Annotated in this window: 4 protein-coding genes; 1 reads left to right on the top strand and 3 read right to left on the bottom strand. The window is 71.8% G+C overall.

What is annotated here, in order from left to right; genetic code table 11:
• Window positions 1–10: 10 nt before the first annotated feature.
• Window positions 11–9,304 (top strand): C80 family cysteine peptidase, encoded by a 9,294-nt coding sequence (locus ABE85_RS02515; protein ID WP_067269784.1) that lies wholly within the window; start codon window positions 11–13, stop codon window positions 9,302–9,304.
• Between the two features lie 2 nt (window positions 9,305–9,306).
• Here ABE85_RS02515 and ABE85_RS02510 read toward each other — a convergent pair whose 3' ends face one another.
• From ABE85_RS02510 to ABE85_RS02500, 3 genes are all read right to left on the bottom strand, one after another.
• Window positions 9,307–10,464, bottom strand: coding sequence for a TIGR03364 family FAD-dependent oxidoreductase (locus tag ABE85_RS02510; RefSeq protein ID WP_067269782.1), 1,158 nt, complete (start codon window positions 10,462–10,464; stop codon window positions 9,307–9,309).
• A 199-nt stretch (window positions 10,465–10,663) separates the two neighbouring features.
• The gene (locus ABE85_RS02505) at window positions 10,664–12,388 is read right to left on the bottom strand and encodes a putative 2-aminoethylphosphonate ABC transporter permease subunit (RefSeq protein ID WP_082938253.1); all 1,725 of its coding nucleotides are present in this window, start codon (window positions 12,386–12,388) and stop codon (window positions 10,664–10,666) included.
• Entirely contained in the window at window positions 12,385–13,473 is a 1,089-nt protein-coding gene (locus ABE85_RS02500; protein WP_067269780.1) for an ABC transporter ATP-binding protein, read from the bottom strand. The genes ABE85_RS02505 and ABE85_RS02500 overlap by 4 nt, the downstream gene beginning before the upstream one ends.
• Window positions 13,474–13,492: the final 19 nt, after the last annotated feature.

Below are 13,492 nucleotides of genomic sequence, written 5' to 3'. Positions count from 1 at the left end.
CGAGGCACCCATGGCTTTCTTCCTGCTCTCCGACGTTCCCGCCTTGCAGAACCCCGGCGCCGGCCGGACCACCCGGCGCATGGTCGAGTCGCCCTCCACGGCCTGGGCGGAGCACGTGGCCGAGACCCTGCAGGCGGCGGTCACCGATGTCGACGGCCCGACCCTCGGGCCCACCGATGTCCTGTGCGAGCTGACGAACACCTTCGACTCCATCCTCGACCACAGGTATCGATCGCCCCGCTTCCGCGAAGCCGCCGCGAGCGCCATGCAGCGACTGCGCGACGGCATCACGAAGGGGGGCTCCCTCGCAGATTTCGCCGCGGCGTACACGCACGTCTCGCTGGCCTTCAACGGTCTGGCCAGCCGGGGACGCTCGCCGTTCACCGCCTTCCTCGCCTTGACGGATCTGCTGGTGATCCATGTATGGCCGGAGCACAGCGAATATCGCCAGGTCCGCGCGAAAGCCCTGCTGGCGGCGTTCATCCAGGGCCTGTCGGCGCCACCGCCCAAGGACCTGACGCCGCTGACGCAGCAGTTGGCGGCCTTCATGGTCAGGGCGCGCCCGACAGCCATCGCCTCGGAGATGCAGGCGGCGATGGCCGGCTGGCGTCGGACCTTCCCCTATGAGCGGGCGCAGGCCCAAGAGCTGGTGCTCAAACTGGCCCGCTTCGCCGCGCAGGCGATGCCGGAGCTGTCCCCCGTCCATCGCGACATGGCCTGCGGGCACATCGTCGACGCCTTGCTCGGCGACTCGATGTTGCGCTATCGGGACGCCTTGGGGGCGCTGTCGGCAGTGCCCGAGTCGGGACCGTCGTCGTCGTCGTCGTTCGCGAGCGTCGCCGAGACGGAGAGAGCGCAGGCGCTGGGATCGACCTACTTCAAGCGTCTGCTGGACAAGGCCTGGACGCTCTTCGACCAGCGGCAGATGCCGCAGGCCCTGGCGACCTCGCGCGCGCTGGGCGAGCTGTTCATCGCCGCGGTCGACTGCCCGCCGGGGCAGACGCTGATCCAGCCCCTGGCGTCGCACACCCTGGTTCCGGCCGACCATGCCACGCCGCTGGAGGCGGCAAGGGTCGGCGTCCCGCTGGAGCTGCACGACGCCCTGCTGCGTCTGCGCGACAGCCGGCTGATCGGACGCGTGGTCTGGGAGTCGGCGGATGCCCCGCCCTTCGGTCACTGGACTGCCGTCGGCGCGCGCTTCCAGAGCGAGGACGACGTGCGGGCGCACGTCAGCCCGACCTGGCGTTTCGATGCCCAGGACGGCTTCGTGCCGGTCCACGCCAGGACCTTCGGAAGCGCCCCGGTGGAGACGCCCGCCATCGTGATCCAGCCGCCGTCGCCGGGCTCGTCCGCGACCGGCAACCAGGAGCCTTCGGCAGGCCCCTCCGGCCAGTCCGGCCTCGCCGATCCGCAGCCGACGATCAGAACCGCGGTCTCCAACACCAGCAGCGGACAGAGGTGGTCCGACATCGAGCTGCCGGCGAGCCTCAGCTTCGGCAGCGAGTTCAGCCTCGACTCCAACTTCGGGGCCGGCAGCGACGCCAGCGGCGATGCCATCGACAGACTGTCCCGGCGACTCAGCGCCCAGGCGGCAGGACCCACGCAGGACAAGACCGTCGTCGCCGCGCCCGACGAGGGGGGCGCCCTGCCCTCCTCGCCCTCGTCGCCCTCGTCGCCCTCCGCGCCCGATGCGCCCGATGCGCAGCCGCAGCCGCAGCCCATGCCGGGGCCCTCGAACCCCACGACGCGGGAGCCGGAGCCGGTGCCGGCACGGCCTCCCCTTCTGGCCTGGGACAACCCCCTGGCCGCCGAAGCGCTCGTCGCGGGACGCCTGACCATGCAGGCCGTCGGCGGTCCGCCGCTGCTTCTGCCACCCGTCATGCTTTCGCACGAGAAGCTGCGATCCTGGTTCGTCACGCGCCTCATGAGGGGCACCATCGGCCCGGCGACGGAGGCCATGCACACCGCGGCTCAGGGCGTCCTGTCGGTCGACTGGCCCGCGGATCCCAACCACTGGTTCACGCCGCTGTTCGGCAAGGGCAGGACGGAGCCCGTGGCCTTCCTGCGCCTGCACGATCACCTCCGGCGGATCGCGCAGGGCGTGATCCCGGCTCCCGTCGGGCCGGTGCGCGCCGGTGTCGCCGGGCTGCTGGGCGACGACGCGCGGCAGGCGCTCGAGGCCGGGAACAACGGCGGCAACGAGGGCGTGAACGTAGACGCGATGGAACTCTGGTCCGTCGCCGACACGCTGGCCTACCTGCAGGAGGCCCATGCCACGGGCCCGGATGCGACGCAGGGCCGATGGTCGTCCGCGCGACTGGTCGCCGAGATCACGCTCTACGGCGCGCAGGCCGCCCGGGCGGGCCAGCCTTTCCACGTGGACATCGACCTCGCACGGGCCTGGCTGGCCGACGGCGCCGGCGCCGCGGATCACTTCCGACAACTGCTTCCCGCGTTGGAGGACCTGTCGCGACGCGGGGTCCTCGGCCCGCTGGTCGCCGTGTCGCGCCACGCGGCCGGCGCCGCTCCTGACGGCACGGCCCAGGCCGAGGTGCGCGTCGATACCGCCCGTCCGCTACGTGCGCTGCTGGGTCTCGATCCTGCCGTCACGCCGCAGGGAGGACGCGTCGTCCGTCCCGACGCGCCCATGCCGGGATGGCACGTCTTCCAGCGTTTCTCGACCGCGAAGAACAGCCAAGGCAAAGGACCTCAGTTCAATGAGAAGCAATCCCGGATCGAGCTGAGCCTGCGCCTACCGGGGGGACAGGGCAGCGGGCAACGAAGTCTCCTGGCGATCCACGTGAAGCCCACGTCGGCATGGTCCCTGACCACGCTCGCCGACGACGTGGACGAGTGGAGCCTGCGCCTGTTCCCCGGCAAGGACGGCTTCCAGGCGGAGCGGATGCTGCGACGGATCAAATCCGATGAGGCCGGCCATCTCTACGCCGCCGACGGCCTGAGCGAACCCGTCGTGCGTTTCGCGGTGCGCCAGCCCGACGGCACCCTGCGTGCCGATCCGGAGGGCTTCAGGCAGGTCCGTTCGTTCCTGGGGGAGGTCCGGAGCGTCGACACCGCGCCACCCGCCGTGACCGCCTGGAGGAACGCGCTGACGCCAGCGCACGCCGGGTCGGCCGAATGGCGGGACGCGCTGGCTCAAGTGTTGGCTCATGCGCAGGCAGACACGTCCGCAGACACGTCCGCCAACGCGCCCGTCGATCCGCCCGCGCCCAAGCGGTCCCGTCGAGAGGGGCTGCAACTGGTGCTGCAGATGGACGACGAACCGGCATCGCTCGAGGCAGCCCTGCGCCACGCGACCAAGCGCGAGGACTCGACCGTCTGGATCCAGCTGGACCGCCACGGCGACAGCCGGATCGTCATGGGCGAAGCCGCGCTGGCCCGAGCGGGGCTGAACCCCGAGCTCAAGCTGATGATCGTCGGCGAGGCGTCCACCGACGTCGATCACCACCGTCGCCTGAGCGGCTACACCGCCGACACCCTGACCGAGCACCTCAGGCGCGTCCTGAGGGAGAGGTTCGGCGCGGGCACCCGGGTGCACAAGGCGACCCTGCTCTCCTGCGCGCTGGACAGCCCGCTGGCCCTGTCGAGCTTTTCCAAGGAGTTCTTCATGCGCTTCACCGACGCGGGCCTCTCGACGCCCCGCTTCGCCTTGACGAGCTTCAGCCGACCGGTGCTGTTCCCGGACGATTCACCGATGTCCACCCGTCGCGCTGCGCCGACGCTGTCCGGCGAGCACGTGCAGATCCGGGCCAGGGGCAGCACCATCGTCACCGATAGACCGGTAAACAAAAAGCCGCTCCGGCGCAGGGACAAATACGCCGCCGGGACGTCGCGCGCCGAGCCGATCGACCTGACCCAGGACGTGGCCGACACCGCCCTGGGTCGCCCGGCGCCGAAGGCGTCGCCGGGCACGCCGCTGGAGCGCGAGATGGCCGCCATCGCCGCCGATGTCGCCAGGGATCCGTTCGATCTGCAGGACCTGGCCGGGTGGACGGCGGACGATGCCCTGTCCGAACTGCGGGCCCGCGGGCTGATCGACGTCGACGCGGACGGCGGACCGCGGCTGAACGCCGCGCGCCTGTCGGCGTTGAGCGCGGGCCAGGACGAGGCGGCGACGCTGCGCGGCGCGGCGGGCCTGCTCCGGGTGTCGGACGCGGTCTTCGACCGTCTGTCGTCGTCCGCCGGCGACCCGGGCCGGCCGTTCCTCGACAAGGCCCGCGCCATGCGGACGGCGCTGCGCGCGAGGCTGGGAACGACGCCGGGAGCGACTGCGGGAGCAACTCCCGGAGCGAAGGGATCGGACCTCGACGGGCTCCACGCCACGAATCTTGGACTGGGCCTGGTGAACACGGTGATCGGCGCCTTCCAGCTGGCCCGGGACTGGCACCTGATGCAGGCGCCGATGCAAGGCCTGACCCTCGCGCAGATGAGCGGGCTGGTGGTCACGCCGATGAGCATGAGGCTGGGGGCCTGGCTCTCGACGCTGGGGGCCGTGGGCCGCAGCCGCCTGCTGGGCGTGGTCTCCACGGCGCTGGCCGGCGGCGTGGCCGACATCGGACTGTCGGGCCTCGGCCTGGTCGTGATCGGCCTGCAATGGGAGGAATTCAACAAGAGCGGACTGGGCACCGACAGCTTCGCGTACCGGTCCCTGGTCGCGAACACGGCCATGGTCGGGACCTTCACCACCGTCAGCCTGGCGATGAGCGGCGTGCAGCTCGCGGCGGCCTTTTCGGGAGGCGCCGGCGCCGCGCTGGGTGCCGCCGCGGGCGCGGTCGGGGCGGCGGCGCTGCCGGTGGCCTTGCTCACGATGGCGGTCTTCGGGGCGGTCAACGCGTCCCAATGGATCCATGAGTTCGGCGACCACATCCGGCCGTCGACCTCCGACGGCCAGATCGTGGCCGCGGTGCTGGCCAAATTCTTCGGGTTCGGCACCTCGGTCACCCAGCGCGCGGAGGTCCAGAAGGCGGCCGTCGAGGCCGCCGGCGCGCGTGCCGAGGCGCTCCAAGCGCACTGGGATCGCTACGTCGAGATCCGGTCGGAGCAGTTGGCGACCTCCGGCTTCGGCTCGATCCGGTCGCCGGCTTCAAAGCGTCAGGTCCGGCAGGCGACGTTCAAGGTGCCGGAACTGGAGTCGGGCTACACCTTCGTCCTGCAGGACGGCGACTTCGAGCCCGGTCCCTTCAAGGAGACGCGGCGGGGCGGGCCCGCCGCGCCCGCGGAAGTCGCCACGGCATGGATCGGGCTGTCCGGGGCGGATCTCCGCCGGATCGGAGCCCTGACCGCCATGGCGGCGGACCAGATGTTCGAACTCCAGGGCGCTGCGGGCGAGATCACGGGCGGCAAGGGCCGCGACCGTTTTCTCATCGACGGCGCCAGCCGGGGCTTCATCGACGGCGGCGAAGGGATGGACGAAGTCGTGATGGACGCGACGGGCGGTCACGTCACCTTGCGCGCCGGTTCGCCGGACTGGTGGAGCCTGACCTGCGATCGCTCGCCGCCGGTGCGCCGGGGCGATGCCCAGGGGATGGGCATCGGCGTGGGAATGGGAATGGGAATGGGAATGGGAATGGGGATGGCGCGTGTGGAGAGCGTGGTGATCCGCAACGCCGAGTCCGCGCATGTCCAAGGCACCGACGGCGACGAGCGCTACGACGTCCAGGCGCGCGAGGGCCAGGTCGCCGGCGGCGGCGGGCGCAACACCTACGTGCTGCGCCCGGGCGTGCGCGTGCTCAGCACGTCCAGCGACGCGTTCGTCTGGGGGAGCGGCGTGAGCGCGGTCGTCGCGCTCGACATCGACCCGTCCTCCGTCTACGCGCCCCTCCAGCCCGTCACCCTGCTGCTCAAGGTCGACGTGCTGCACGAGGCGCTGTCGTTCCGCCAGAACGGCGACGACCTGCTCGTGCTGGCAGGCGACGACACGCTGCAACTGAACGGATTCTTCTCGCACGGCCGGCGCGCCGCGGTGGCGAGGAGCCTGGTCACGGATTCGGAGACGCAAGCGCAGGCCCAGGCGAAGGCACAGGCGGGTCTGCTTCCCATGCAGGATCCGACCCTGGTCCTCCTCGATGCGCTGGGCACGCAGATGGTGTTGCAGGACCTGCGCGCCGTGGGCGACCGGCCGCAGGCGTCGACGGCGATGGACCGGCATCTCTTCCTCGATGCCGGCACGGACGCCGCGCGCCGGACGCTGACGGGGGCGCACGGCCGCACGCGGCACTACCTCGCCGCGGGCGCGGGCGATTTCCGGGCGGTGCCGCGGACCGCGAGGCCCCTGGAGATCGGCTTCGAGATCGCCGTGCAAAGACTTCGCTACCGCGAAGCGGGCGACGACCTGATCATCGAGGAGACACCGCCCCAGGATGCGTCGCCGGGCTACCGGCCGACGACCCTGACACTGCCCGGCTTCAACGGCCGCGAGCACGACCGCAACGGCAGAGCCGACGACGACGCGCGCGCCGCGCACCACGTGCCGACGCTGTGGGCCCGGGCCGGTGAAGGGCCGGCGGGTCTGGCGCTGCTGCAACTCCCGGCGCGCGACGACAAGAAGGACGACGACAAGGGGGACGGACCGCGCGAGGGACCGATGCGCACGCGGGGCGGCCAGCACGAGTCGACCCCGACGCCGGCCCCTGCGGCGCAGCGCTTGCCGGACGGCGAGGGAAGCCCTGGAACGAGGCCCCCGGGACTGTGCACGCCGCTCGACGATGTCCTCGATGCCGCATCGCTGGCCGATGCCGTCGTGCTCGCCGGCGGCAACGGGGCCGACACCTATCGGGTACCGGCGGGACGGTCGGTCGTGATCGACAACGCCGCCGCCGATCTGGCGACGGACGTGCTGGAACTGCCCATGACGGCCGATCAACTGCGTCTGCGGCGCGACGGCGACGACCTGCTCATCCACGGCCATGGCGGCACCGTGCGGCTGCGCCGCCACGCGGTGGATCCGATGTCCCGGCATCTCGCGCTGGTCTTGACGGCGCCCTCCTCGGCCCCGTCCCCGATCCGCTACGCGCTGCCGACGGTTCACCACAGCGGCGTGATGGTGTACGACCCGTCGCGCACGCAAGAGCGCGTGCCGGCGTTCGTGCCCGGGATCCATCTGCTCCCGGCCCTGCCCGGGGCCGCATGGACGGACGCCGCCGAGGGCCCGGTCGACGTGAGCCTGCGCGCCAGCGCCACCTTCCACAGGGCGGGCGTTTCACTGATCATCGAATCCCCCGCCGGCAGTCCGTCGTCCACTGTGTTCGTGCAGGACTACGCCCGCGCCCCGGCCCGCTTCGCGTTCTCGCCGTCGGACATTCAACGGGACCGGGAATTTTCCCCTGCAAGATTTGCCTTGCCGCATTTGTACGGCATCGCGGATCCCGTTCTGCTCAGGGGCATCGCCCGCGTCCACCGTCTGTTCATCGGCGCTCCGCACCCCCTCGACACGGCCCCGCGCGAGCCGGGCGCCGTCCGCGCCTACTTCCGGATGATGGGCCTGCCGTCGACCGTGGCCGATGCCCTCCGATCGACGACGCCCTGGCAACTGCGGCGGCTGCGCAGCCTCCTCGCAGCGACGGCCGTTGCCGCGCCGCTGCTGCCCGCCGCGTTCCTCGATGCCTACGCCGCGAGCACGCTGGACCTGCCGCGGCGGGAGGCGGTCGACGGCGCCCTGCTCCGGCACCTCGCCGCGGACGGCACGCCCTGGGCCTACGCCGAGCGCGTGCTGCGCCACGGGCTGGACACGGAGCAGGTCGCCGCCTTCGAGGCGGGCGCCCGACAGTGGCCGGGGCAGGCCTTGGATGCGCCCGCTGCGCTGGACCGTCTGGACGGATTCGCCCGGCTGCTGTCGAGTGGGCCGGACGCGCGGCCGGTCTCGGACACGGAATCGAACACGGCATCGGACACGGTATCGGCAACGGTCTCGGGACAGGACACGACCGCGCTGCTGGAGATGGTCTTGCAGCTCAGGGGCCGGCCCCGTGAGATCGCACGACCGCTCGCCGCGGCGATGGTCGCCGCGGGGACGCTGGACGAGGACTGGGTCGACGGGATGCTGCAGGCCGGCGTCACCGATCACGGGTCGCTGCGACGCCTGCGGGCGGCCCGCGTGCCGGTGCAGGACGTGGTCATCGGCAACGCCCATCGACGGGCCTACGAAGGCATGACGAACCGCGCGCACCTGATCGAGGTCAGCACGACGCCAGGACTCAGGACGGCGTCGACCACCGCCACGCGATACGTCGTCAAGGACCATCTGCGGCTGGACGACGCGGGCGACGGATTCATCGCCGACGCCGTTCCCGGCAGGGGCCGGGTCTACGACCTGACGCCCGGCACGCTCCTCGACGCGACGGGCGCATCGCCGGATCCGCTCGTGGGTGAGCGGCGGGCGCGGTTTGAAAAGTCCCTGCGCGCCAAGTTCGACCGGGATTGGGATGAGGTCGATCGCCCCCGCACGCTGCTCGACCGGTGGGCCCCGTCCACCAGCGCGCGGGAACTGTTCTGGCCCCGGCACTTGCGGACCAGCCTCCTCGAACCGTCGTCGCTGTACGCGATGGCAGCGAAGGGCCTGGTGTCGGTGGAGCAGGTCACGCTGCCGGGCAGCGACGGCCAGGGATTCAGCACGCCAGGGAACCTGGTCGACGGCGTCGCCAAGGCAGGAGAGGCGACGGCCTGGCGGCCGCCTGACGGTCTCGCGACGTCGTCCGGCGACGCCGGTGCCGGTGCCGATGTCGGGAAGGCGATCCGCGCCCTCCAGTTCGACTTCAGACACCCCGTCGCGCTGTCCACCGTGAGCCTGCATCTGGCGCGGGACGCCGCCGTTCCTGTCGACGCCAAGCCCCGAGCCGCGGGCGGAGCGGGCCTGGGGCGCTGGACGGTCCGGGCGCAGGCCCGCGATGGCCAGTGGATCCAGGTCTCCGAGCCCGTCCTCATCCAGCCGCAGACCTCAGCGCAAACCTCAGCGCAAACCTCTGGGCAGACCTCTGAGCACACGATCGCGCTCGACAGTGCCGTCCCGTACCGTCGCTACCGGATCGACGGGATCCCCGCCGAATGGCCCGACGGGACGTGGATCTCCGAAGTGGGTTTCACCACGGCGGAGGTCGGCGCGAAGGATGCTCGGCACTCGCCACCGGCGTGCACCGCGCGACCCGCCGCCGCGCGCAATGCCGTGCTGGCCGGTCTGCTGACGCAGGCGGGCGCCGCGGACGGGGATGGCCACGCGGTCGCCGGGTCGTCCGGACAACACGCCGCACCGGTGCAAGCGCAGCACCTGCTGCTCGGGTCGCCGCACGGCTGAGCTCACCATCCGGCCAGCACTTCCTCGGCCAGGCCGAACGCGGTGCTGGCGCCCGTGCCGCTGGTGACCATCACGAGTCGCGTGCGCTCATCCGGCGCTTCGACGAGGCACGGCGCCGCGGCGCTGACCGGATAGACGCCGGTCCAGCGCTCGACCACTTCCAGCGAAGGCAGCGCCAGCTGGCGGTGCAACTCATCGAGGATCAAGCGGTCCACCGTCTCGCTCGCGAAAGGCGGCAGCACCGGACCGTAGTGGTGCGAATCGCCGACGACCAGCGTGCCGTCGGCGCTCTGCACCGCGATCAGGTGGATGCCGTGGGCCAGCGCGTCGTGCCGCTCCGCCGACAGGCGCCGCAACAGCGGCTGCGCCTCGGGCAGCGCGGCGTAGCCCTCGTAGCGGACCAGGCTCAGGTCGGCCATCAGCGCGGCGTTCAGACGCCAGCCCGACGGCGGTCGCACGCGCAGCATCTGCAGCTGGCACAGCGACAAGGCATGCGGCGTCCAGCGGTCGGCGAAGAGGCCGTGCAGCTCCGCGCCCGAGCACACGGCGACGCGCTCGGCGCGGTAGTTCGCGCGGGAGGTGCGCACGTGCGGGGCCTCGACCTCGAGCACCGATTCGCCGAAGCGGAACTCGACGCCGTGCTGCTCGGCGAGCCAGGCGGCGATGCGCGGGATCGCGTCGCGCGATTCGACGCGGAGTTCGTGCGGGCTGTACAGGGCGCCACGCAAGGCGTCGCTGCGCAAGGCGTCGCCGTGCGAGCTGTCGCCATGCGCGCCGTCAGCGCGCAGACCGGGTTGGCGATCGATTGCGCCAGCGGCGCTCAGCCACTCGCAGCCCTCGCCCATCTCGGTGGCGAGGAAGGCATCGAGCAGCGCTTCCGATTCCTCGCAGCGCGTGGCCAGCAGCAGGCCGGCGTGCTCGATGCGCAGGCCGGCCTGGGGCGCGAGCTCGGCCCACAGATCACGCGAGCGCCGCGCCCGGCGCCAGTGCGCGCCGCGCTGCTGGCCGGTCACGGTGACGAAGCCGAAGTTGCGGATCGACGCGCCGATGCAGGCCGCGTCGCGTTCGACGACGACGACGCGCCAGCCGCGCTTCGCGCCGGCCCACGCGTGAGCCAGGCCGACGATGCCGGCGCCGACCACCAGAAGGTCATGAGTCATGAGACAACCAATCGAATGAAGACGCCTCGAATGAACGAAGCTCGGTGCTCGTTACTCCCTCTCCCGCTTGCGGGAGAGGGTGGGGGTGAGGGTCAGCGGCGGCGGAAGTAAGGAAGCCCTTTGACTGCCGAGTCTGCTGGCCCTCACCCCTGCCCTCTCCCGCAAGCGGGAGAGGGAGTAAGAAAGGAGCCGCTGGCGCTCATCTCGCGCGCCAGCGCTGGGTCCGTTGAATGAGGACGTGGCCGACGAGTCCGATGACGCCGCGTCCGGCGGCCGCCGTCACGAACAGCAGCGTCGCCATCGCGGCCGCCGGCGCGGTATCCCCGGCGTCGTCCATCGCCAGCACCGCGATCGCGGCCAGCGTCGTATCCGGCGAGTACAGGAACACCACCGCCGACACCGTCGTCAATGCGCTGACGAAGAAGTAGCCCGCCACCTGCACCAGCGTCGGGATCGCGATGGGCAGGTGCACGCGGCGCAGGTGCGTCCAGAACGGCAGGCCGAGCGACTCGGCGACACGTTCGTATTCGGGGTCGAGTTGCCGCAGCGCGCCCAACTGCGTCAGATGCGCCACCGAGTAGTAATGCGCCACCGTGCACAGCACCAGCAGACCCAGTCCGCCATACCAGCCGCGCAGCGGATTCCACGGCGCGTTGAAGAACAGGATGTAGCCCAGGCCCAGCGCAAGACCTGGCACCGCCATCGGCAGCGTCGCCAGCGCGTTGAGCACGCCGCGCGCGGCGACGAAGCCCCGCGGTTTGTCCACGAGCCAGGCCAGCACGAAGCTCAGGCCCGTGCCGGCCAGCGCGGTCCACACGGCCAGACGCAGCGAGTTCCCGTAGCTCGCCCAGCCGCCGCCGTCGCTCATGTCGAACTGGTAGTGGGACAGCGTCGGCGCGAGCTGGTACGGCCAGTACTGCGCGAACGACGCGTAGACCGCGATGCCGAAGACGCCGACCAGCGCGGTCGCGATCAGCGCGCAGTACAGCAGCGCGGCGAGGTCGCGTCCCGCGCTCGGCGACGGCACATGCGGGACGGCGCGCAGGCTCAGCACCGCGCGCTGCCGCGCACGCAGCCGCTGCTCCAGCACGAAGGCGCCCAGCGCCGGCAGCAGCAGCAGGAGCGCGACCACGGCGCCGCGGTCCAGGCGCTGCTGGCCGACGACTTCCTTGTAGATGTCGGTGGCCAGCATCGCGGTCTGCCCGCCGACGACCTTGGGCACGCCGAAGTCGGTCAGCACCAGCACGAACACCACCACCAGCGAGATCAGCAGCCCGTAGCGGCTGGCCGGCAGCGTCACCGTGCGGAACACGCGCCAGCCGTTCGCGCCGAGACAGCGCGCGGCCTCGATCGTCCGCGCGTCGCTGCTGGACAGCGTGGTGACGAGGATCAGCATCGCGTGCGGGAAAGTCCACAGCACCGAGCCCAGCACGATGCCGGCCGGCCCGTAGATGCTGGCGATGCCCAGCGCCTGCATCGTCGCCTTCAGCAGGCCCTGGTTGCCGAAGGCGTAGACCAGGCCGATGGCCGCCAGCAGCGACGGCGCGAGCAGCGGCAGCAGCGCCAGCGCGCGCCACAGGCCCTTGGCCGGCAGCGCGGTGTGCGTCAGCGCCCAGGCATAGCCGTAGGCCAGTGCGACGCAGACGACGGCCGAGACGGCCGACAGCGCCACGCTGTTCCACAGCGCGCTCCATCGGCCGGTCGAGAAGTACGCGATGAAATGCGAGGCGCCGACGAAGCGCCCCTGTCCGTCGAGCACGCTCTGCGCGAGCAGGGACACCAGGGGCAGGAGGATGATCACCGTCAGCGCGACGAGCCCCGCCGCCAGCAGCGCGCGCAGCACCCAGGCCTCGACATTCCGGCGTTGCGGGCGCGGCCGCGGCAGCTCGGGCGCCCGCGCCGACGGATCGAAGACCAGGCTCACGCGGCTCTCCGCATCGACAGCGGCGCATCGAAGAGCTGGAGCGCCTGGGCCGGCAATCGCAGGCCGCGCATCTCGCCTTCGCTGAGGCCGGCGGCCTCGCCGCTGGGGATCTCGAGCATCAGCGCGCCGCCGACGCCCGCGCCGGTTCCGGCACCGGCGCCCAGCGCCTCGCAGCGCAAGAGCACCTGCGTGACCGCGCCGTGGAACTGCAGCGTCTCGATGCGGGCGCGGATCATCGCGCCCTCCCCGTCGATCAGGCGGATCGCCTCCGGCCGGATGCCCACGCGCACGAGGCTGCCGGTCTTGTAGACGCGGCTGTCGCAGTCCAGCAGCGTGGTCCCGACCCGCACGCGTCCCTCCGCCACCACCTGCCCGTCCATCCAGTTCATCCGGCCGACGAAGCCGGCCACCAGCGCGCTCGCCGGCTGCTCGTAGAGCTGCCGCGGCGCGCCCTGCTGCGCGATCTGTCCCTTGGCGAGCAGCACCACGCGGTCCGACATCGCCAGCGCCTCGTCCTGGTCGTGCGTGACCATCAGCGTCGTGATGCCCAGCCGCTGCTGCAGCGCGCGGATCTCGGTGCGCAGTTCCTGGCGGACCTGCGCGTCCAGCGCCGACAGCGGCTCGTCGAGCAGCAGCAGCTTCGGTCCCGGCGCCAGCGCGCGGGCCAGCGCCACCCGCTGCTGCTGGCCGCCGGACAGCTGCGCGGGGAACTTGCCGGCCTGCTCCAGCAGCCCCACCAGCGCGAGCATCTCGTCGGCGCGGGCGGCGGCCTCGCGCCGGGGCCGCTCGTTCAGGCCGTAGCGGACGTTCTCGCGCGCGGTCATGTTGGGGAACAGCGCATACGACTGGAACACCACGCCGAAACGCCGCTGCGACGCGGGCCAGGCGGTGATGTCCAGGCCGTGCATCAGCACCTGGCCGGCCTCGGGCGTCTCGATGCCGCAGACGACGCGCAGCAGCGTCGTCTTGCCGCAGCCCGACGGTCCCAGCAGCGACACGAACTCGCCCTGCGCGAGGTCGAGGTCGATGCCTTGCAGCACCGACTGCAGGCCGAAGCGCTTGGTGATCTGGCGCAGATGCAGCATGGGGAGGTCCGGATGACTT

The organism is Mitsuaria sp. 7, assembly GCF_001653795.1.
GTDB lineage: Bacteria > Pseudomonadota > Gammaproteobacteria > Burkholderiales > Burkholderiaceae_C > Roseateles.
The sequence above is the reverse complement of the archived record's forward strand: the minus strand, read 5'-3'. Positions and strand labels throughout refer to the sequence as shown.